We start from the raw sequence: 22526 nt of genomic DNA, 5'->3' as shown, positions 1-22526 counted from the left end.
TTCCTGTTAGTTCTCCACCATCAATCGGGCAAGCTTGGCAAAAATCGAACTCTTACTACTTTCACCGCTCCTGAGCATATCCAGGGTGAAGCTATTGAGGTAAGCACCAGTTAACGGGTGGTTAAATACATCTACGGCCTTACCTTGGGCATCCCATATCAGCAGATTTTCTACCAGGGTAGGCCGTGCAATAGTAGGGTTTGTAGGCTGAGCATCGCTTACCAGAACAAACACACCATTCTCATGCGGTTGCAGGTAAATATGGTGATGCTTCATCTTTTGCGTTTTGGTCAGCGAGTCGTGTTTTGAGCGGCCCGGTGATATCAGATAGGGCAGTACGTTTTGCTCCAATTTTGCTGAGCGGGTGATGGTGTACCCGTTAAATTTCTCACCTTTACGCTCTGCCAGCGCTTTTTCTTGTTCCTGATAAGCGTATGAGTCCACGATATTAAATTGCCCCGGACCAATCAGGCGCGGCACGCGGGAGCTGTTATAGGTGGTAAGCAGCACATCTGCTGTGTGGTCGTAGAGATAGAAGCTTTTGTCGAATAATTTCTTTAGTCGTCCCAGAGGTGGATGATCAACAGATAGATACTCGAATTCACCTTCAGCGATCCCGGTATCAACCACCCTAAGTTGGCCGCGCTCTATTTTTAGTTCAACATATCCAAGCAGGGAGAGATAGCTTTTTGTTTTGCGTACTGCATAGGCGGTATAGTGCCCCTCCGCCAATTCTGGCAGTGGTATGTTATGTTGATTGAGTAAGCTCTCTTTGAACCATAGCTCGGTTTTTGTTCGGCGAACCTTACTTTTTAATAAGGTAACTGCTGACTTGAGACGACTGTGAGGTTTCGTAAGATCGATTTCGTATTGCGCAGGATTGCTTACCAATTGTTCATTAATAAAATCAATCGAATCCAACAACTTTCGATCAATGTTCATTCCCTGTAAAACCACAGGCAGCGGTTGTTGATTTAGCCACCCTTGCAAACGATCTAACTTAAGCTGGGTATAAATATCCCAGTTGAATTCAGGTTGTTTTCGGACGTCGGCAAAGGCTGCATAGAAATCATTGTACTCAAGAGATTCATTCTCTTGCTGCCGGATGCTGTTGCTTCGTTCTTCATCTACCGCATTGAGTACAAGAATAGATGTATTGGCAGGCAGCCCAGCAAATCTGGTTTGCTGAGAATGTTTAAGCGATGCCAGCGGCCAGAGTTTATACCCGGGGAACTGGTTGGCTAATGCGTCAAAGAAATAAGCTTCTTGCGTGGCGCTGAATTCGACGCCGTTATTAACCACCAACAGCGTATTAGCCAGCTGTTGATCGAGGTCGGTAGCAAACTGATTGACCTCGTGTGTAGCCTGAAATGGGATAGGTTGATGGTGGATCTCTAGTTCACTGAGCCGCTCGCAGGCAGCATTCATGACCACGTTATAGGTATAGGCCTGGCATTCGCCATAACCGCTGCGTTCACGAAAAAAATCCAGCTTGCTATCACGGGCATCAAGTTTGCGCCGAGCTTTAAGCCGACGATTATCGATGCTAAACCACACGCTGGTATCGTCCAGGGATAGGTGCATCTCATCCGCCGGTTCGACCAGGAATTTTCGTTTGTGCAGGGTAAAAGCGAGTTCATTATACTCTGAGGCATAAATGTCGAGCTCAAAGGCTTCCATCACCCCGGTGCCTTTTTTTTGTGTGACTGGCTGACTCAGGCGAGCGTTAAGGTAAAGCGTTGAGTTGAAGTAAGTCGGCGATACCGAAAAGCGCTCACTGGCTTTTTCCAGCATTACCATTTTCAAATGCAGGCTAAATAATCCCTGAATCAGGCGAGATAGGTCATGATTTTCAGCGGTGAGTTGCTGACAAAGCGTTTCAATACGTTCTGCCAACGTCCTATGAGCCTGACTGTTCGGGTTGGTTGCAGGCGCCAGGAAAAAAAAGACGTGATGGTAATTTGGTAAGCAATGCAGCTCATATTTTACCTCCTGCCCGGCCTCCAGCCCAAGCTTCTGCCGCACGCAAGATTTTACCTCCTGATGAATTCGCGCATAGTAATCAGCGAATTTTTCTTTTCGCTCTTTAGTAAAGCGCTGAACCATAAAGTCTATCGTATAGATATTAGATATAGGGGCCAATAGACGCTGGATGGTCGTCAGCTGATCTTCTTCAAGCTTGATCAAATTGGTTCGGGCAATCGGAGTATCCGTCAGTTCATTCAGATTAGGGATCATGATACTTTTCCTTTAGTCGGCAACTTTTCTACACCCAGCAGGGTTAGTAACATTGGGTTAATTTCCAATGTCATGCTCAGTTTCGAGTTTTCCTGAGCTCGTCCGCTCTCTCGATTATTGGGCTGATAGTACTGGTAGTCGGTTTGCAACAGGTTAAGGTAGTGGATCGTGTGATCCACGTTATCTTGCCACATCAGATTATTGGGGTTCTGGCTGTAGGCGACGTTCAGATAGAGAAATCGAATGCGTTCATAACGGCCTGCCAGCACAGCCTGAAGCTGTTTCTGCCCCTCTGTATCTGCCTTTTGGCTGGTGATATTACGGATCTGGCGAATCTTGTTGTTGCTTTTCTCAAGCGTTTCTTCTGCCCGCGTTAAATCGTCCAACTGCGTCGCCCAGCGTTTAACGTCGATGCAGAGCAGGTCGTTACCCACTTCAATAAAGCGGTCAAAAAACTCATATACTAGCGGTTCAAGGCGTTCAAACACCTGTTGATCAGAAAGTGGGGTAACGCCATAGCTTTTTAGCACTTTATCGAAGAGATATTCACCGACATTGCCTTTGAGCAACGGAACTAGCCTGGGGTTGGGTACCCATTTTTTGAATGCCGTTTCCTGGATATTGTCACATTCACGAATCAACTCGCCGACCAGGTTGCCGGGGGTAAAATCGACATCGTTTCTATACTGCGGAAAGAGGGTGAGCTCTGGCCGATACACTCTTGCGCCGCCAGCGAAATCCGACAGGGCGGAATAATCTCTGTGGACAAGTCCATCCGGGCCGCGTTTGTGGCAAAGTAAAATCGTTTGATTCCCTTGTTGGCGATCGATAAACAAGGCGTGGTGGATAGATTGCATTTGCCGATTGGCGGCATACAAGGAATTAGCCTGAAGTTTTTCCAACCAACGCAGGGGATCGGTAAAGGAGTCAGAATCGCGGAATAAATTACACAATTCGAGATATTCAAGGTTGCCAGCGCGTACCTGATTTATCCAGTCGGTTTTCAGAACTCGCTTATGAACAGCATCGATGCGGAGACCATTTTCTACGATAGCCTGTTCAAACGCATGCCGCTGCTCTGCATCACTAAATGACTGGCTCTGACTCAGCTTTTCGCACTCCTCCATGAGGCGGTGGTTAAGCAAGGACATGCTTTCTGATACTACCTCGTTACCGCTATCTTCACTGAGAGCGGCGAACTGGAATGCAACATTACTGAATACATCTCGGGGTAAAAAGATTTCTGTTTTCAATAGTGTGTCGCGACGCTCGACTCGGCCTACGGCCTGCACGACGACTTTGAATAAGCTCATATCATGTTCGGCCATTAACAGGCGATAGTTTTCGCCGTGGGCGAAATTAACGTTGAAATTGGCCAGCTTGTGGACGGTAATATCGTCATCGGCGTAGTGTTTAAGCACGGTAACGTAGTTAGGTAATGTATTGAGGTTGCCGCTGTTGTCCTTTACTTCGCTGTAAAACGAGGAGTTGATGAGCACTAAGCGCTCAAAATCGACATCCAGACGTGGTGCATTGATATCATTAATATCGCCGTCATGGTATTTAACAAAGTAGTTGAGGCCAGTGCCTGCACTTTTGTAGCTGCTCATAAATACCAGCACGGTATTGCTGTTCTGGAGATAGGTTTCTTGCCTGATATCTTCGACATTGGCCAGCGGGGAATCGAAAAAGACCAAATGGACAGTGTGACGTCCTTTGAATGGGGTAAAGGTCAGGATCTGGTCATGTTTCTTACCGTTATCCATTTTTTCATCGCATCGGGAATGCATGCCGTACTGCTGACGCCAGGCTGATTGATAAGTGCGCCAGGCGCTGATAAAGGCCCGCTTAAATGTCCCTGAAAGTGACAAAATCAGGCTATTTTTACCTTCGTAGGCGGCAAGCAGTAACGCTTCCAGCTCCCGCTGGCACTGACGCCGTTTATAGGTATTTTTCAGGTCGTGTTCCAGCGGTTTCTTCAGCGCGTCGAAAAAGTTGTCATATGTCCTGCGATAGATTTCACAATTTTGGTAGATATCGGTCAATTTTAATTGCTTATCATCGAACACCCTGAAGTCGACGTTGCGGATACTGGCCCTCAACCTGCGTAATGCCTTAAGCGTATCGATATCTGCCTTTTCGCGTTCAACGATCCGGTAGCCAAGGTCGCGGCTATAGCGCGCAAGGAAGCGACGATTGAAGTTACCGTTTTTGGTGTGGCTAAAACTGCTGGTGGCGCTAAGCCCAATTACTTTATTGTGCGTGCCGGTTAATAAACGCAGCAGCATGGCTTCGGGCAACTCTTGTACCAGATCCATTTCAAACGCCAGAATAATTGTGCGCTCGGCTCCCCTGTTCACGTAATTGAGTTCAGCTATCGGCGTCATCGTGAATACGGTTTTGGGTTGCAAGTAAGTGTAGAAATGATCAATCAACAAATTTTTATCGGTGGTGCGATCGAAGATATGTCGCACCACACCGGCTACGTTATTGGCTGCGTCAACAAACTGACCCAAAGGCGTATTCTGGCTGCTGGAGTTGTCTTGGCCGCCATTCTTTACCCAGCGCTTAAAGTGTCGGTTGGTGATATCAGAACAGGCGGAGAGGATGACGGAGACCAACTGGAACAGATCGTGCAGGGTGGGATTGGTGTCGCTGGCATCATTTTCGACTTCGTAATACAGCTCGGTGCGCGTTATGTCGCCTTCGCTGTTGCGCATACGAATGCGTTTCAGCCCTTCTTCATTGACGTACATTTTGGGATTAAAGCTGAATACATTGCGGGTGATTGAGATGATGCGTTCGGCGGCGTCGCCGTTGACTTCAAATGCCCCTAACTGGTCACGAAACATCTCCAGGATCGATCCCAGCGTCGTACCGGATGATAATTCGCACTTTTTCGCCAGTAAGTCTCGCAGGATGGTGATGAATTTGACCATCTCTTGCTCAAAGGTCGTTTGCGCTTCTTTGGGCTTGTTCCGGCTCTCTAGGCTGAGTACCGCATTGTGAATACGTCCCGCGACGGAAATAACGTGCGCCAGATTATTTTCCTGTGTAACCAGTTTCACATGGCACGTTTCTTCAAGGCGGGTGTAAGCTTCATGCAGTTCATCGATTATCACCGTGAAGCGGATATTCTTGCGTCGAAAAGGGCAGTCTGGATTACGTTTGAAATGTTCATCGCGAAGGTAAGCGACCTGCCCGGCGTGGCCTACAGCCGCAACGGTGCTGATCTGAGGATCTTTGGGGCTCAGCTTGCCGCCAAGGAGCAGGTCAAAACCTACGGGCTCAAAATTCACACCTTCGCCTCGTTTACGAGGTGTCAGGCGATAAGTTGATGTATCGAATTTTTTGGTGGTCATTAACAGCACCGATGGGCGGTACTGACACACTTCGAAAGGCAATACCTGCTTGATAAGCTCGAAGTAGACTTCGTATACGCTCATTTTTGAAACAGGTTTTCCCTGCATCGCGTTAAGCTCTCGCTTTCTGCGAGCAAGCAGTCCGCGGCGAATATATTCTTGAATCGACGTTTCACCATTACCCCGTTCGAATAATGACTTGCAGGCCGATACAATGGTGTTGCGAAGACTATGACGGTAGTTCTTTAGCTGGTCTTTGATTATTTCTATATCAAAATCCGTATGCTGACTATTGAATGTTGCTAGTTGTTCTTCACAACGATCAATCTGCGAAACCAGGTGATTAAGTGAACGCATAGCAACACTGATAAGGGAGTTATTATTGGCATTTTTATACCAACGGGTATAGCGCTCGCGGTTTTTCAGGCCAGAGGCCCAGTCTATAAAATCAAGGTCGGCAATATCATTACGAGAGAGAACGCAAATGAACTCGCCACCAGCGGCCAGAATTTTCTCTTTCTGGCTGCTGTCCAGGTCGATTTGTGATTTTTGCGGCGACATGAATAACAGGTTGGTAAAGCCGCCGTCGGGAAACAGATAATTTGGCTGCTGGGTTTTGGCGAAACGCTCCAGATATTCAACATACCCTTGAATCACGCCATAGCTTTTGCCGAACCCCGTGCCGTCGGAACTGAAAATAACCTCAGCGCCATCACGTTCATGTACGTGGTAAAGTTGAGAGACTTGGGCGCGGCAGTCGTTAATCTCTTTAATCAGCGTTATGTCAGGAATTTGCCTGGAGATGAGATCTTGCAAGTTATTATTGATAGTTTTCTCTCCAACACGCTCACATTTACGGTGACTATTGATGGTTATTTGGCCGCTGTCGATCAGAATCTTTTCCACCTGCATGGGGGCAAGATGCAAGGCTGTCGCGATTTCATTGATAGTATTGGACAGAGGTTCATGTGGATTGCTAGTCGTGAAGTGGTTTAGCGCTGCCGCAACGGTATCTGGATGCAATGCTTTTCTGAGAGTAGGAAAGGTAAGGGTGTAATCGTATAGCGCCAAATCATTGTTTATCAGACAGCGAAATAACTGTTTAGTGGGATCGCCTCCAGGACGGCTGGCAAACCCCAGGATTTTTGCCTGTTCGAGGCGATACAGCAATGCTGCGGCATCGCGGTCAGGTGAGTCAAATGCTGTGTAAAGTAGCTGGCTAAATGGCATCGTAACATTCAACCGCTTATGCTTGAGCAATGACGAAAAATGTTGGCGTGTCAAGGTGAGTAATTTACAATCTTCTTCAATAGTCCATCTTTTCATTTTTCCTTCCTCTAAAGCTCTGCCTGCGATTTTTAACTATGTATTTTTTAATCGAAATCAATAATAAATTAAAAACACCGCGAAGTTATCACACTAACTGATAAAATCCATCATTACATAGCCCGAAGATTCTTTAATATTAATTCAACAAATTAATGAGTTAACTTAAACAGTTAAAAAATTTACCTGGCTTCTGAAAATTTAATATTTAATTAATTCATTTACTGGGAAGTAGATCATAAAGGATGGAAAACATCTGCAATACACATATGAAAAATTCATATAAAAATCATGCAGCCCGGGGAAATGACATCTGAATTATGCTTTTAAATGTTAATTAATTTGGCAAGAAGTTAAAAATTCATTGCATTTATGTCTTTTATAAAGATAAAAATAACTTACTGGGGATTATAATAACTAATTATAACAATTATCGAGATATTATATATTCGCATTAATAAATTATTTTAAATAGAATGAAGCTGAAATAGATGAACTGAGAAATTCCTTAATAACAATACATCTCAGACACAAAAAAAGCCGCCCTTAAGCGACTTAATTTTTGCATCTTTTGGTGCCGAAGGCCGGACTCGAACCGGCACGTATTTCTACGGTTGATTTTGAATCAACTGCGTCTACCGATTTCGCCACTTCGGCACTGAAGGGGATGCGGAAACGTTGTGGATTATACCTGTCGCGCGCCGCCATGCAAGCGGCGACGCGCTAAACCGCGCTAAGTGCCCAAAAAAACAGCGCCCCTTCAATCCTGCTCGGTCACCGCCATCCGAATCACCCTTGCCGCCTTCTGCTCCGGCAGCTGTAGCACCTTCCCCCATATCGCCTGCACCAGTTCGCAGGTGAGCTTCTCTTTGCCTACCGCGTTCTCCGGCATCACCAGCAGCTGAATGTCCTGCCCGTAGTCATCAGCCAGCGTGTCCATAATCGGGCGCACATCCTCCACGGCGGCGGCGTGTTCTTCCGGGGTCACGGTGTGGCGATCTTTACCCCAGCCCGCGCGCATCATGTCGGCGTCGGCCTGCAGGCGGCGCTGCATCATCCCTTTATCCAGCACCCGCATCGGGTTGACGCCGCCCTTCACGCCCGGGAATAAGAAGCGGAAACAGGCGTCGTCACTCACCTTCTGAATGGCGGCGGTCTGCTCCATGTTGATGGTCATCCAGGCCACCGCATTGGCGTCGGGGGCATATTGCAGGCGCGACATCTGTAGCTCGAGGATCTGCGGCTGAACCACGTCGATGATCTCCTGCTCAGACTCCCCCGCTTTCTGCATGGTGAGGATCTGCTCGCGGATGCGCGCCACAAACCGGGGGTCCTGCTCTCTCAGCACCTGCCAGGAGGGCATGGCGTTAAGGACGGTATCAAGTCGATGTTCGGGGGTGTTCTGCTGACGCTGCTTGTCGTAATAAACCCAGAAGGCCACTGCGGCGGAGATCACCGCTACCCCTGCTATACGTGTCCACGCTCTTCTCATCGTTACGCATCCTTGATCCTTTAGCTATGCCGGTTTACACCGGCACGCCGCTATGGAAGCGAAACGCATTGTCCGGTGATGAGATCAGTGTGGCTTCTATTTCGCCAAAAAGCTGTATGCGGGGAGAGATATCGTCATCGCTGACCTGTTGGGCAAGGGTGAGATAGTCCTGATAGTGCCGCGCCTCAGAGCGCAGCAGCGACAGATAGAACTTCTGCAACTCCTCGTCGAGGAACGGGGCCAGCGCGGCGAAGCGTTCGCAGGAGCGGGCTTCGATATAGGCTCCGCAGATCAGCTTGTCGATCAGCGTCAGCGGCTCGTGGGTGCGCACGGCGGACAGCATCCCTTTGGCGTAGCGGCTGGCGGTGATTTTGACGTAGGGGATGTTGCGGGCCAGCATCGCCTCGCGCACCTGCCAGAAGTGGTGCAGCTCCTCTTTAATCAGCAGCACCATGCTGTCGATGAGCGCCTGGCCCCAGGGGTCGTCGGTCTTGGGCATCACGCTTTTGCCAATCTGCTTATGCAGGGCGACAAAGTCTGGTTCCGGGCCTTCGCGGAAGGTGAAAGCTTCGTAGGGCTTGAGCCACTCGAGCAGCGCGTCGGCACCGCTCTCGTCGGCAACGTATTTTCGCACTAATAACAGCGCGGTCTGGGCGGCTTTGAGTTCGCACACCATATGGTCGGTGAGCAGCAGCGGCAGGTTGTCCGGGTCGCGGGCTTGATCAATCCACGCTTGCGGGGTCAGGCACTGGAGGAAGTTGAGAACAGGGGCGAGTATCTGCGGGTAATCCATTGTTTTTCCTGAAGCGGCAGCCGAAGCTGCCGCGATAACACTTAGTGACGCACGCCGTCGTCGTCTTCATCAACGAAATCTTCGTCGTCGTCTTCGTCACCCTCTTCGCCGTTCGGGTCTTCGAAGTAGGTGCCCCAGCCGTCGTATTCCACTTCAAAACGTTCGGCCAGGTCCATCAGCTGTTCAACCTGAGCGTCGATCAGCTCGGCCTTCAGCGCGCCTTCGCTCAGGATGTCGCAGCAGATGACGGTGTCGCCCTCTTCCACTTCCAGCTCTTCTGGCTCGGTCACTTCGTAACCCAGACGGAAGGCTTCAACCGCCAGTTTTTCCAGCGCTTCGAAATCATCCGCAGAGAAATGGTGCTCGATGGTGTACAGCGCATCCGGATCGCTGCCGTCTTCCAGCAGTTCTTCAATAATCAGTCGCGTCTCTTCGCGCTGTTCTTCCAGCAGTTCTGGGTTTGCCATGGCTCGTTCCTCTTTAAAGTGCGGCAGATACTTCTATTTTCACACACGGATGTGTTTGCCTCCACCTTTGTAAGAAAGATTTGTGAAACGGGGTTGCAAGTGAATATTGATACAGATAAAGTGAATTTTAATTCAATAAGTGGCCTTTGCCATGTGAGGATAAAATGTCTGAACTGTATAAAAAACACTTCCTGAAATTGCTCGATTTTACCCCTGCACAGCTCACCTCCCTGCTTGCCCTCTCGGCACAGCTGAAATCCGATAAGAAAAAAGGGACTGAAGTACAGAAGCTTACTGGCAAAAACATCGCGCTCATCTTCGAAAAAGACTCAACCCGCACCCGATGCTCTTTCGAAGTTGCCGCATTTGACCAGGGCGCGCGCGTAACCTATCTCGGGCCGAGCGGTAGCCAGATTGGGCATAAAGAGTCAATTAAAGATACCGCTCGCGTGCTGGGCCGGATGTATGACGGCATCCAGTATCGCGGCCATGGTCAGGAAGTGGTCGAAACCCTGGCGGAATTTGCTGGCGTGCCGGTGTGGAACGGGCTGACCAACGAGTTCCACCCGACCCAGCTGCTGGCGGACCTGCTCACCATGCAGGAGCATCTCCCGGGCAAGGCCTTCAACGAGATGGTGCTGGTCTATACCGGCGACGCGCGTAACAACATGGGTAACTCGATGCTGGAAGCAGCGGCGCTCACCGGGCTGGATCTGCGTCTGGTGGCCCCGAAAGCCTGCTGGCCGGAAGCGAGCCTGGTGGCGGAGTGCAGCGTCCTGGCAGAGAAGAACGGCGGCAAGATCACCCTGACGGAAGACGTGGCGGCGGGCGTGAAGGGCGCAGACTTTATCTATACCGACGTGTGGGTGTCGATGGGCGAAGCCAAAGAGAAGTGGGCGGAGCGGATCGCGCTGCTGCGTGGCTATCAGGTGAACAGCCAGATGATGGCGCTCACCGGCAACCCGGACGTGAAGTTCCTCCACTGTCTGCCGGCATTCCACGACGACCAGACCACGCTCGGCAAGCAGATGGCGAAGGAGTTCGATCTGCACGGCGGGATGGAAGTGACGGACGAAGTATTTGAGTCGGCGGCGAGCGTGGTGTTTGACCAGGCGGAGAACCGCATGCACACCATTAAGGCGGTGATGGTGGCGACGCTTGGGGAGTGATCCTTTCTCCCACTTTATTGATTCGGTGCGCTCTTCTTGCCGGGTGGCGCTGCGCTTACCCGGCCTACACAACCCGTAGGCCCGGCGGCGCTCACCCACAGGGTGAGGGAAAACACCGGCTCCATTTCATTGCTTTTTCACCCCGAAAAAGGTACGTTTTCGCCTCAATTCCAGCGTGGACATGCCAGCATTATGCCTATTATTCAGTCTGTTGAACGTGCCTTGCAGATCCTCGACCTGTTCAACGAGCAGGCCACCGAGCTTAAGATCACCGACATCAGTAAACAGATGGGCCTGAGCAAGAGCACCCTCCACTCGCTCCTCAAAACCCTGCAACTGCACGGCTATATCGATCAGAACCCGGAGAACGGTAAATATCGCCTGGGTATGAAGCTGGTCGAACGCGGCCACTTCGTGGTGAGCACCATGGATATTCGCCAGAAGGCGAAGCACTGGCTGACGGAACTGTCGGAGCGCACCGGGCAGACCACCCATCTGGGGATCCTGGACGGGCGCGAAGGGGTCTATATCGAGAAGATTGAAGGCAAGCTGGCGGCCATCGCCTACTCGCGTATTGGCCGTCGTCTGCCGGTGCATGCCACCGCCATCGGCAAGGTGCTGATCGCCTGGCTGAGCGAGGCCGAGCTGAACACCCTGCTGGAGGGTTATCAGTACACCACCTTTACCCCCGCGACTCTGGCCTCACGCGAAGCCTTAATGGCCGCGCTGGCGCAAACTCGCGAGCAGGGTTATGCCCTCGACAGCGAAGAGAACGAGCAGGGGGTGCGCTGCGTGTCGGTCCCGGTGCGTAACCATGAATCCCGGGTTATCGCCGCCCTGAGCCTGTCGACCTTAACCTCCCGTGTTGATGATGCCGAGCTGACGCGTTTTCGTGAGCAGCTGCAGGAGGCCGGGCGCCAGCTCTCACGCGCGCTGGGCTACCCGGCCTGAGCCGTTATACCGGCTCGTAGGTGAAGTAGTCGAAGTCCGCGTGACAGCCGTCACCGCTGATATCCTCGCAGTGCAGCCCGACAAACGCCCCGGTGAAGAAGCCCCGCCCGCCGATGTAATCATCCGACAGTTTCCACGCCTCATACGTTACCGGCACGGTATGCCACGTCTCGCCGTCAAAGGAGTAGCTGTAGCGGTAGACCAACTTATCCACGTCCACCCGCAGCCAGACGCTCTCCGCATGTTCCGGCACCGGGATGGGCTGCTCGTGCAGCGGCCACGACGGCACGTTGTGGTCAAGCTGGATCACCTTGATGGTTCTCCCCTGCCCCTCCTCATAATCAACAAAGCAGTAGCTCCAGTTTTTGCTGTTGTAGTAGCAGGTCAGCCCCGCGCTCTGCTGGAAGTGGACCGGCGAGAACTGCATCCGCGTTTCTGAGCGGAAGGCGAAATGCTGCCAGCGGCGCGCCACGGTGGACTGGGTAAAGGTGGAGTTGAGGGAGTCGTTGCCGTACAGACGTAAAAAGCCTTTACGCGCCCGCAGGGAGCCGAGGCTGTCGTCGAACGGGATGCGCAGGGTCTGCAACTCCGGGTCGAGGCGCTCGCCGTCGAAATCGTCCCGCCAGCTGGCAGGAGCGGCTGCGGGCTGCTCAACCATCTGCGGGCCCGGCACGTTCAGCTGCGCGTGTTTTCCCCCTTCCACGTACGGCCAGCCGTCGCGCCATTCGATGCGCGCGATGCCCGTCTCGCGCCCCAGCGAGCAGTAGCCGCGTCCGCCGGAGGCCAGCAGCGGTATACCCGGCAGACGCTGGGGGCGGCTGGTGAGATAAGCCATGTACCACTCCCCGGTGTGAGTCTGCAGCAGGGAGCCGTGGCCGCTCTTTTGCAGCGGGTTCTCCGGCAGATGCCAGCTGGTCATCATCGTTACCTCCGGGTGCAGCTCGTACGGCCCGTCGATGGTTTTTGCGCGCACCACCACCACCGCATGCTCGTAGCTGGTGCCCCCTTCGGCGACCAGCAGATAGTACCAGCCGTCCTTGCGGTAAAGATGCGCCCCTTCGGTGTAGCACAGCGGCGTGCCGGTGAAGAGGGTTTTACGCGTTGGAGACAGGGTGCCGCTGCGCGGATCAAACTCCTGCATCACGATGGTGTTGTGCGGGTTGCTGTGATGCCGTGGCCCCCACGGGCGATAAAGGTAGTATTTGCGGCCATCGTCGTCGTGAAACAGGGACGGGTCAAACCCGCCGTTGCCCATCGGGATCGGCTCGCTCCACGGCCCCTCGATGGACGGGGCGGTGACGAGGTAGTTACGCCCGTTTTTCCACGGCGAATCGACAATTTTCACATCGGTATAGAGCAGCCAGAACTGGCCGTCGGCGTAGCTCAGGCACGGGGCCCAGATGCCGCCGGAATCCGGATTGCCCTTCATATCCAGCATCGACACGCGGTCCAGCGGGGTGCTCACCAGCCGCCAGTTTTTCAGGTCGCGTGAGTGGTAGATGCGCACGCCGGGGAACCACTCAAAGGTCGAGGTGGCGATGTAGTAGTCCTCGCCCTGACGGCACATCGACGGGTCCGGGTTGAAGCCGGTCAGGATCGGGTTGGTAATGGTGTACATAGTGCCTCCTTCTTAATGAGATGCCGCCGTCGCCGCGTCGGGGATGGCTTCACCCTGCGCCGCACGATGCTTAAGTAACTGCTGGCTGATGGCTTCCACCCGCGCATCCGAGAGCTTGTAGAACGACAGCATGGTAAACATGCCCACGTAGAGCACCACCGGCACCACGCAGAAAAGAATTTTGATGGTGGTGAGCACCTCGACCGGCTGGACGCTGCTGCTGGCGGAGTAGTTCACGTACGCCAGGATCCAGCCCACCACCGCTCCGCCGATCGCCAGGCCGATCTTCAGGCTGAACAGGTAGGTGGAGAACACCAGCCCGTCCAGACGGCGGCCGCTGCGGCTCTCCTCGTAATCCACCACGTCGGAGGCCATCAGCCACTGCAGCGGCGTGGTGGTGTTAAAGACAAACAGGAACAGGATGTTGAGGGCGAAAATCAGGGCCATATGTTCGGCCGGGGTGAAGAAGATCAGCAGGCTGATCAGGGAGTAGATGACGATAATCCACTTGAAGGCCTTCACGCGGTCGAAACGGCCCAGCAGGCGGGAGGAGCAGAGCGAGCCAAACATGGTGGCGATGCTGCCGTACAGCAGGAACTGGGTCGCCATCTCCGGGTGATCCATCACGTATTTCACGAAGTAGAGCGTGGCCCCGCCGCGCACCACGTTGGAACAGGTGGCCATCATCTTGAAGGCGCACATGATCCGCCACTGGCTGTTGCCGAGCAGCAGCCTGAGATCTTTGGACACCGACGAACCCGGCTGCACCTCAAAGGTGTAGCGCTCTTTGGTGGTGAAGAAGCAGACATACAGCAGCACCACGCCGCTCAGCCCCAGCACACACATCGCGCCAAAGTAGCCAAGCTGTTCGTTGCCTCTGCCGATGATCCCCACCAGCGGCAGGGCAATGCCGCTGATCGCGAGCGATCCTGCCGCGGCGAGGAAGAAGCGCCAGGACTGCAGGGCGTGACGCTCTTTCGGATCGGCGGTGATCACTCCCGGCATGGCGCAATAAGGCACGTTCACGAAGGTGTAGACCAGGGTCAGCAGGATGTAGGTGACGCAGGCGTAAATGATTTTGCCGTTGGCGGAGAAATCCGGGGTATAAAACGTCAGCATGCAGACGATGCCAAACGGGATCGCCCCCCACAGCAGGAACGGGCGGAACTGGCCGTGACGGGTGCGGGTGCGGTCCACCAGCAGCCCCATCAGCGGGTCGGTCACGGCGTCGAGCACGCGGGAGACCAAAAACAGCGTGCCCATAATCCCCGCCGACAGGCCGAAGACGTCGGTGTAGAAATAGGCCAACAGGAACATGGTCGCCTGCCAGACGAAGCCGCAGGCGGTATCACCCAGCCCGTAGCCAATTTTGTCTTTCATGGTTAATTGCGTCATCAGAATTACACCCTTATTTCGTGTGCTGAATTACAACATCGTGTTAATGGAGTGTAATAAGTTGTTCAATTTACCAGCAATGGTCATATCTTATTTCTGAATTACGTTATTTTGCTTTTGTGACGTCGCACGATAAATATAACTATTTGTTTTTTATGCACTTAAAAATAATAAACACCAGACGTGAAAAAGCCGTCCACGGAATATTTCCGTAGACGACAAGGGCGAGAAATATAATTAAATACCGAGCGCTTTTTTGCCGGCGTTAATAACCTCAATAATTCTATCGGTATCGTAAATACAGCCTTTCCAGGTTCCGCCACTCACCGACTGTAATGCCGCCCACAGGCGCGTATCGTCGGGTAAAAAATCATGGGCGTGCAGGTCCGGATGCGGCTGACGACGCGCCAGCTCCATCGCCCCCTCTTCCGGCGTGAGCGGTGCCGCCCGCGTGCCGATAAAGTTGACGCTGCCGGTCAGGGTCAGTCTGTCCACCACAATCTCGATGATGTCGTTATCCCGCAGTTTGCCAATCGGCCCACCCGCCAGCGCTTCGGGGGCCACATGACCAAAACAGGCTCCGGTGGAGACGCCCGAGAAGCGGGCATCGGTGATCAGCGAGACGGTTTTCCCCCAGGAGACATGCTTGAGCGCCGAGGTCAGCTGATAGGTCTCTTCCATCCCGGTGCCGGACGGCCCGCCGCCGATCACCACCATGATGTCGCCCTGCTCGATCTCGCCGCTTTTGATCGCCTTGATCGCCCGGGCTTCCGAAACAAACACGCGCGCCCGGCCGGTATGACGATAGACCCCATCTTCCCCCACCACCGACGGATCGATCGCCGTGGCCTTGATCACCGATCCTTCCGGCGCGATGTTGCCCACCGGGAAGCAGACCGTCGAGGTCAGCCCTTTCGCTTTTGCCTTCTCCGGCGGCAGGATCACGTCGTCAGGCTCCACGCCGTCCTGCTCCCGCAGGCACTGGCGGAAGCGCTCGCGCCGCTGAGAGGTCTGCCACCAGTCGAGGTTTTCCCCGACGGTCTGGCCGGTGACGGTCATGGCATCCAGATGCAGCAGGCCGAGGTCGCGCAGATGGAGCATTACCTCCGGCACGCCGCCCGCGAGGAACGCCCGCACCGTTGGGTGATAGTCCGGCCCGTTGGGCAATACGCTCACCAGCCGCGGCACCTTACGGTTGATGCGCGTCCAGTGGTCCACATCAGGGATGGTGCAGCCCGCCGCGTGGGCGATGGCCGGGATATGCAGCAGCAGGTTGGTGGAGCCGCCGAACGCGGCATGGATCACCATCGCGTTCTCGATGGCTTTGTCGGTGAGGATATCCCGGGTGGCGATACCGCGGTTATCCAGCTCGACCACCGCCCGGGCGGACTGGCGGGAGATCTCCAGCCACACGTCCTGCCCGGAGGGGGCCAGCGCCGAGTGCGGCAGTGCCAGGCCCAGGGCTTCGGCCACCACCTGGGAGGTGCCTGCGGTGCCGAGGAACTGGCAGCCGCCGCCCGGCGAGGCGCAGGCGCGGCAGCCAAGCTCGGCGGCCTCCTGCAAGGAGAGTTCATGGTTGGCGTAACGCGCCCCGATGGTCTGCACCTTCCCGGCGTCCTCGCCAAAGGTCGGCGGCAGCGTGGCCCCGCCCGGCACCAGAATGGTCGGCAGGTTGTGCATCGCGGCCAGCGCAATCATGGTGGCGGGCAGCCCCTTGTCGCAGGTGGCGACGCCAATCACCGCCCGGCGCGTGGGCAGGGAGCGGATCAGCCGACGAAATACAATCGCCGCATCGTTGCGGTACGGCAGGGAGTCAAACATGCCGTGGGTGCCCTGGGAGCGCCCGTCGCACGGGTCGCTGACGAAGGCGGCAAAGGGGATCCCGCCGTGGCGGGTGATCTCTTTTGCCGCCGCCTGCATCTGCAGGCCAATCTCCCAGTGCCCGGTGTGGTAGCCCAGCGCAATCGGGCGGCCATCCCCCGCGCGGATCCCGCCCTGGGTGCCGATAATCAGCACCTCTTTGCCGGTGAGTTTATTGGCGTCCCAGCCCATCCCGGCGTTCTGGGTCATGCCAAACAGATTGCCGCTCGGGGATTCCATCAGCATCTGCGGGGTCAGGGGCAGCGCCCCCTGTGGTCCGGCTGCGTGGGTGATCACCGAATAGAAGGCGTCATCCTGCGGGGTAAAAATCTTCTCTATAGACATCGTGACCGTCCGGTTCAGCAGAGCTTGAGCTGTTGCAGCAGCGCTTTCAGCTGCGCCTTGCGCGGTTCATCCAGCGGCCCGGCAGGCGGTAGCACGTGGGTGGAGACCGGGCGCACGCAGAGCGCAATCGCCTCTTTTATCACGTTCACGAACGGCGTATCCAGCTGATACATCTGCGGGATTTGCAGCAGGGTCTGATGATAGTGCGCCGCCTGCGCCAGATCTCCGTCGCGGAAGGCCTGCAGCAGCCTGACCGAAACCTGCGGGGCAAAGTTGCCGCTGGCCGAGATCGCCCCGTCGCCGCCCAGCAGCAGGGTATTGAACAGGTGATCGTCATAGCCGCAGAGCACCACAAAGTGCGGGTGCGCCGCCTTGACGGTGAGGATCATGCTGCGCAGATGGGCCACGGAGTCGATGGTGTCTTTAATGCCGACGATATTGCGGCGGGAGTCCACCAGGGTTTTTACCAGCTGCGGGGTGAGATCCTGCCCGGTGAGCGCCGGGAAGTTATAGAGGATCACCGGCAGGGTGACGCTGTCGGCCACCTGCTCGAAGTAGCGGATCAGGTTGGCTTCCGAGACTTTCCAGTAGTAGGGGTTAATCACCACAATGCCGTCCGCGCCGATCTGCTGAGCGTGCTGGCTCAGCTCAATGGTTTCCCGGGCGTTGGTGCCGCCGGTGCCGATCAGCACCGGCACGCGACGATCCACATGGGCGACGGCAAACTCAGCGATGGCTTTGCGCTCTGCGGTGCTGAGCTGGGAAAACTCCCCGCCGCTGCCGAGAAAGAACAGGCCATTGACCCCTGCATCGATCATGCTGTCGATCAGCGCGGCGGTACCGGCTTTATCCAGTGCGCCGTCGGCGGTGAAGATAGTGGAGACGGGGGGAATGATTCCCGAAAACTGTAGGGTCTGCGGCATGGGATCTCCTGGCTGAGTCATTTTGTTCTACATTATAGAACAGCGTTCGTTTATTTAACGATCATACTATGACGCAGAAAAAGCGCAGGACAATGGGAGGACGAGAAGGCGTGCGGGAAATTTAAGCTGGATCACATATTATTGCCCCTCACCCCGGCCCTCTCCCCAAAGGGGCGAGGGTTAGGGTGAGGGGGAAAGTTTTACCCCACCAGCATCTTAACAACCACCTTGCGCACCTGCGCCGGGTTGCCCACCGCGCACAGCGGTTTATGCACTTCGCCCGGGTAGAAGACCACAAAGTCCCCTTCGTTCAGCACCACGGTTTTCTCCTGCTCGCCTTCCGGCAGAAACGCGATGTCTTTATCCGCCAGCCAGTCGGTGTCCGGCGTGCCGTTTGGCAGGGTGCTGAAGGTCATCCCTTCCTGGCCTTTGAGCACGATCTGGATATCCAGATAGCGGGCGTGATACTCCGCGCGACGCTCGGCGAACGGCTGGGTCATGTCTTCGGAGACCAGATAGAACAGGTTGTTGCCGTCGATATCGTGCTTGCCGGTTGGGGTCGCGTCAGTCACGTTTGCTTTGACGTGGTCGATCGCCTGACGCAGCGCTTGCGGCAGCCAGGACTGGAGGTTGTGAATGTTGCCAACGATCATGGTGAAATCCTCAATATAAAACATCGTTTCATTTTCAACTTTTATACGAGAATTTTAGCTGCCATACCACCCCTTTTTGTCCGGGATTTGCAGTAGCGCATAACCATGCACGCCTAACCGTTTACGTTGCGTAAAGTGTGCATTATTCGCTTGATCCGCGATTCAGGCTGCGTATAATGCCCCACAATTTGCCAGGAGGAAGCATGCTCAAACATGTTCGACAGAGTGCCGTAGCGCGTCTTAAAACAGACGCTGGCCTGCCGTTTTTCTTCCCGTTGCTACCCCTATTCCAGAAGCCCCTCATTTGAGGGGCTTTTTTTTGCCCGGCGTCAGGAGATAAAAATGAATCCGCTTTATCAAAAACACATCATTTCCATCAACGACCTCAGCCGTGAAGAGCTGGAGCTGGTTCTGGCAACCGCGGCAAAACTGAAAGCCAATCCGCAACCGGAGCTGCTGAAGCACAAGGTGATCGCCAGCTGCTTCTTTGAAGCCTCCACCCGTACCCGCCTGTCGTTCGAGACCTCCATCCACCGTCTGGGTGCCAGCGTGGTGGGCTTCTCCGACAGCAGCAATACGTCGCTGGGCAAAAAAGGCGAGACCCTGGCCGACACCATCTCGGTGATCAGCACCTACGTTGACGCCATCGTGATGCGTCATCCGCAGGAGGGCGCTGCCCGTCTGGCGACCGAGTTCTCGGGCGGCATTCCGGTGCTCAACGCCGGGGACGGGGCCAACCAGCACCCGACCCAGACCCTGCTGGATCTGTTCACCATTCAGGAGACCCAGGGCACGCTTGAGAACCTGAACATCGCCATGGTTGGGGATCTGAAATATGGCCGCACCGTCCACTCCCTGACCCAGGCGCTGGCGAAGTTCAACGGCAACCGCTTCTACTTCATCGCCCCGGACGCGCTGGCGATGCCGCAGTACATCCTCGATATGCTCGATGAGAAAGGCATCGCGTGGAGCCTGCACGCCAGCATCGAAGAGGTGATGGCCGAGGTGGATATTCTGTACATGACCCGCGTGCAGAAAGAGCGTCTGGATCCGTCGGAGTACGCCAACGTGAAGGCGCAGTTCGTCCTGCGCGCCAGCGACCTCGAAGGGGCACGCAGCAACATGAAGGTGCTGCACCCGCTGCCGCGTATCGATGAGATCACCACCGACGTGGATAAGACGCCGCACGCCTGGTACTTCCAGCAGGCCGGGAACGGCATCTTCGCTCGCCAGGCGTTACTGGCACTGGTTCTGAATCGCGACTTAGCTCTGTAAGGGGAAATGACCATGACACACGATAACAAACTCCAGGTCGAAGCCATCAAACGTGGCACCGTAATTGACCATATCCCTGCGCAGGTGGGCTTTAAGCTGCTGACCCTGTTCAAACTGACCGAAACCGACCAGCGCATCACCATCGGCCTGAACCTGCCGTCGGGCGAGATGGGCCGTAAGGACCTGATCAAGATCGAGAACACCTTCCTGACCGACGAGCAGGTGAACCAGCTCTCCCTGTACGCTCCGGAAGCCACCGTTAACCGCATCGACGACTACGAAGTGGTGGGCAAATCACGTCCGAACCTGCCGGAACGCATCGAGAGCGTGCTGGTGTGCCCGAACAGCAACTGCATCAGCCACGCTGAGCCGGTGAACTCCAGTTTTGCAGTGAAAAAGCGCGCCAATGACATCGCGCTCAAATGCAAATACTGCGAAAAAGAGTTTTCCCATAATGTGGTGCTGGCCAACTAATCCCGGTGGTAATGCCTTCCCGGCTCTTTATAATGGCCGGGAACATTCATAACGCTGTTATTCAGGAGAAATCATGACCAAAGTACTCGCGACGGAAAATGCACCTGCAGCTATCGGCCCTTACGTTCAGGGCGTTGATCTTGGCAGCATGATCATCACCTCCGGCCAGATCCCGGTAAACCCAAAAACCGGTGAAGTGCCGGAAGACGTGTCCGCACAGGCGCGTCAGTCGCTGGAAAACGTCAAAGCGATCGTCGAATCCGCTGGCCTGAAAGTGGGCGATATCGTCAAAACCACGGTTTTCGTGAAAGATCTCAACGACTTCGCCACCGTTAACGCCACCTACGAAGCCTTCTTCACCGAGCACAACGCCGGTTTCCCGGCACGCTCCTGCGTGGAAGTGGCGCGTCTGCCAAAAGACGTGAAGATTGAAATTGAAGCGATTGCCGTGCGTCGCTAATTGTTGATTTTGAAATGCAAAAGGCAGCTTCGGCTGCCTTTTCTATTTTCTGAATACACACCGCGAAATATCCTTCAAGCATTTTCACTATTCTTTTTCATCGCAGCGTGAAATGACTAATTTTTTATTCCGGACGACACTAGCCGTGCCCAAAAAGCATTAACCCTTTTTAATGGAATAAAAAATGAAACTGTCAAAAATTGCGTTGGCACTTGCCACTCTCACGGTTGCTTCATCGGCTTTAGCACACGGTTATGTAGAATCTCCGGCCAGCCGCGCTTATATGTGTAAGCTCGGTAAAAATATTGATTGCGGTACCGTTCAATATGAACCGCAGAGCGTTGAACGTACGTCCGGCTTCCCGACTGGCGCCCTGCCACCGGATGGTCAGCTGGCCAGCGCCGGTATTTCCCAGTACTCACAGCTGGATCGCCAGAGTCTGAATGCCTGGACCAAAACACCTATTACCGCCGGTAAAAATACTTTTACCTGGTATCACACGGCACCTCATAAAACCGTTAACTGGCGTTGGTATATTACGAAACAGGACTGGAACCCAAATAAACCGCTGACCCGCGATCAATTTGAATCCACGCCGTTCTGTACCGTTAACGGTAATAACCAGGCACCGGCTCAGCGTCAGGAAATGACCTGTAATGTTCCTCAGCGTACTGGCTATCAGGTTATTTACGCCGTCTGGGAAATTGCCGATACCACTAACAGCTTCTATCAGGCGATTGACGTCGATTTTGGTAACGGCGGTAACGTCACCCCGGACGAAACCCCGGCCGTGGTTTCAGAATGGACCAAAACGCTGGACGGGCAGATCGCCGGTAACAACGTCAACGCTGGCGACAAAGTGATTGCTCGCTTCTTCGATGCGAATGGCGAAGTAACCTCCCTGCGCACCGAGCTGACCGTAGCTTCTGCTTCCCAGGGCCAGGCCAGCCAGTGGTCTTACGATCTGGCGCAGGCGATCAACGCCGCACACAGCGACGTGCGTGTGGGTGTTAAAGACGAAAGCGGCGTAGTGAACCCGGTTCACGGCGCGAACAGCGTCTACGTGAAAGACGGCAGCACCCTGAAATCTGTCGCTATCTCCTATGAAGAGCAGCAGACGCAGGCCAGCGAAGATATTGCTGTCACCAACGTCCAGTTCAGCAAAATCAAAGACGGCGCGGCGACCGTGACCTTCCACGTGAACACCCAGGGTAATGTCAACCTGGAAGCCCGCGTGATGAACCACGCTGGCGCAGAAAAAGGCTATGTGAAGCAGGACATGAACAACGCCAACCAGGACGTGACCATGAACCTGTCTGACGTGACTGCCGGTCACCACATGCTGAAATACTACGCAACCAACAAAGATGGCGTGCTGTTCGCCCAGGACGTGGTTGACATGATGCTGGAAAACGAAGCGTCAAGCACCGACGGTGCCGCGGGTAACTACGACTATACCTACCCACAGAACATCGCCTCTTACAAGGCAGGCACCGTGGTTCTGCAGCCGAAAGATGGCAAAACTTACCAGTGTAAGAAAGCGCCATACAGCGGCTACTGCGTGCAGTACGCAGCCGGGGCTAACCAGTTCGAGCCTGGCGTAGGTTCCCACTGGACCATGGCCTGGACCCTGAAGAAGTAAGTTGTCCTGATGCCCGGTAAACAGGTCTGTGCGGTCTGTTTGCCGGGTGGCGGCTTCGCCTTACCCGGCCTACGGGTTTGTGC

General features: G+C 54.5%; 18 protein-coding genes and 1 tRNA gene. 8 read left to right on the top strand and 11 right to left on the bottom strand.

What is annotated here, in order from left to right:
• Positions 1-6: 6 nt before the first annotated feature.
• The 6 genes from WFO70_RS12810 to rraB form a co-directional block, all read right to left on the bottom strand.
• Positions 7-2238: a hypothetical protein gene (locus tag WFO70_RS12810; protein WP_337016710.1), complete on the bottom strand. Its 2232-nt coding sequence runs from the start codon at positions 2236-2238 to the stop codon at positions 7-9.
• Positions 2235-6926, bottom strand: coding sequence for a hypothetical protein (locus WFO70_RS12805; RefSeq protein WP_337016709.1), 4692 nt, complete (start codon positions 6924-6926; stop codon positions 2235-2237). Before WFO70_RS12805 ends, WFO70_RS12810 begins: the two co-directional genes overlap by 4 nt.
• Before the next feature lie 572 nt (positions 6927-7498).
• Positions 7499-7583 (bottom strand) — tRNA-Leu (locus tag WFO70_RS12800).
• Positions 7584-7686: 103 nt separating this feature from the next.
• Positions 7687-8418 (bottom strand): topoisomerase II, encoded by a 732-nt coding sequence (locus tag WFO70_RS12795; RefSeq protein ID WP_337016708.1) that lies wholly within the window; start codon positions 8416-8418, stop codon positions 7687-7689.
• Between the two features lie 34 nt (positions 8419-8452).
• The gene (gene miaE, locus WFO70_RS12790) at positions 8453-9211 is read right to left on the bottom strand and encodes a tRNA isopentenyl-2-thiomethyl-A-37 hydroxylase MiaE (RefSeq protein ID WP_337016707.1); all 759 of its coding nucleotides are present in this window, start codon (positions 9209-9211) and stop codon (positions 8453-8455) included.
• A gap of 41 nt (positions 9212-9252) precedes the next feature.
• On the bottom strand, positions 9253-9678 hold the full coding sequence (gene rraB, locus WFO70_RS12785) for a ribonuclease E inhibitor RraB (RefSeq protein WP_032616269.1): 426 nt from the start codon (positions 9676-9678) through the stop codon (positions 9253-9255).
• Between rraB and argL the strand changes: the two genes are divergently transcribed.
• From argL to WFO70_RS12775, 3 genes are all read left to right on the top strand, one after another.
• Complete coding sequence (gene argL / locus WFO70_RS22515) at positions 9568-9873, top strand: putative translational regulatory protein ArgL (RefSeq protein WP_442913093.1); 306 nt, start codon at positions 9568-9570, stop codon at positions 9871-9873. The genes rraB and argL overlap by 111 nt on opposite strands.
• Positions 9843-10847 carry an ornithine carbamoyltransferase gene (gene argF / locus WFO70_RS12780; protein WP_337016706.1) on the top strand — a complete coding sequence of 335 codons (1005 nt, stop codon included), beginning with the start codon at positions 9843-9845 and terminating at the stop codon, positions 10845-10847. The genes argL and argF overlap by 31 nt, the downstream gene beginning before the upstream one ends.
• A 192-nt stretch (positions 10848-11039) precedes the next feature.
• Positions 11040-11798: an IclR family transcriptional regulator gene (locus WFO70_RS12775; RefSeq protein ID WP_337016705.1), complete on the top strand. Its 759-nt coding sequence runs from the start codon at positions 11040-11042 to the stop codon at positions 11796-11798.
• 4 nt (positions 11799-11802) lie between these two features.
• Here WFO70_RS12775 and WFO70_RS12770 read toward each other — a convergent pair whose 3' ends face one another.
• The 5 genes from WFO70_RS12770 to WFO70_RS12750 all read right to left on the bottom strand — a co-directional run bounded on the left by WFO70_RS12770 (position 11803) and on the right by WFO70_RS12750 (position 18592).
• A complete protein-coding gene (locus WFO70_RS12770; protein ID WP_337016704.1) occupies positions 11803-13416 on the bottom strand; it encodes a glycoside hydrolase family 43 protein in 1614 nt (537 codons plus the stop codon).
• A 12-nt stretch (positions 13417-13428) separates the two neighbouring features.
• Entirely contained in the window at positions 13429-14811 is a 1383-nt protein-coding gene (locus WFO70_RS12765; RefSeq protein ID WP_337016703.1) for an MFS transporter, read from the bottom strand.
• 237 nt (positions 14812-15048) lie between these two features.
• Complete coding sequence (gene yagF, locus WFO70_RS12760) at positions 15049-17016, bottom strand: xylonate dehydratase YagF (RefSeq protein ID WP_337016702.1); 1968 nt, start codon at positions 17014-17016, stop codon at positions 15049-15051.
• Positions 17017-17030: 14 nt separating this feature from the next.
• Positions 17031-17939, bottom strand: coding sequence for a dihydrodipicolinate synthase family protein (locus WFO70_RS12755; RefSeq protein ID WP_337016701.1), 909 nt, complete (start codon positions 17937-17939; stop codon positions 17031-17033).
• A 200-nt stretch (positions 17940-18139) separates the two neighbouring features.
• Entirely contained in the window at positions 18140-18592 is a 453-nt protein-coding gene (locus tag WFO70_RS12750) for a YhcH/YjgK/YiaL family protein (RefSeq protein WP_337016700.1), read from the bottom strand.
• A 203-nt stretch (positions 18593-18795) separates the two neighbouring features.
• On the opposite strand from WFO70_RS12750, the gene WFO70_RS12745 reads away from it, so the two are divergent.
• The 5 genes from WFO70_RS12745 to gbpA all read left to right on the top strand — a co-directional run bounded on the left by WFO70_RS12745 (position 18796) and on the right by gbpA (position 22443).
• On the top strand, positions 18796-18900 hold the full coding sequence (locus WFO70_RS12745) for a pyrBI operon leader peptide (protein WP_337016699.1): 105 nt from the start codon (positions 18796-18798) through the stop codon (positions 18898-18900).
• A 34-nt stretch (positions 18901-18934) separates the two neighbouring features.
• Positions 18935-19867 (top strand): aspartate carbamoyltransferase, encoded by a 933-nt coding sequence (pyrB, locus tag WFO70_RS12740; protein ID WP_337016698.1) that lies wholly within the window; start codon positions 18935-18937, stop codon positions 19865-19867.
• Positions 19868-19879: 12 nt separating this feature from the next.
• Positions 19880-20341: an aspartate carbamoyltransferase regulatory subunit gene (gene pyrI / locus WFO70_RS12735; RefSeq protein ID WP_337016697.1), complete on the top strand. Its 462-nt coding sequence runs from the start codon at positions 19880-19882 to the stop codon at positions 20339-20341.
• A 73-nt stretch (positions 20342-20414) separates the two neighbouring features.
• Positions 20415-20801: a 2-iminobutanoate/2-iminopropanoate deaminase gene (gene ridA / locus WFO70_RS12730; RefSeq protein ID WP_142488020.1), complete on the top strand. Its 387-nt coding sequence runs from the start codon at positions 20415-20417 to the stop codon at positions 20799-20801.
• A gap of 184 nt (positions 20802-20985) precedes the next feature.
• Complete coding sequence (gbpA, locus tag WFO70_RS12725; protein WP_337016696.1) at positions 20986-22443, top strand: N-acetylglucosamine-binding protein GbpA; 1458 nt, start codon at positions 20986-20988, stop codon at positions 22441-22443.
• Positions 22444-22526 lie beyond the last annotated feature (83 nt).

Origin of the sequence: Leclercia sp. AS011 (assembly GCF_037152535.1) — a bacterium.
In the GTDB taxonomy this organism is placed as follows: Bacteria; Pseudomonadota; Gammaproteobacteria; order Enterobacterales; family Enterobacteriaceae; genus Enterobacter.
The sequence above is the reverse complement of the archived record's forward strand: the minus strand, read 5'-3'. Positions and strand labels throughout refer to the sequence as shown.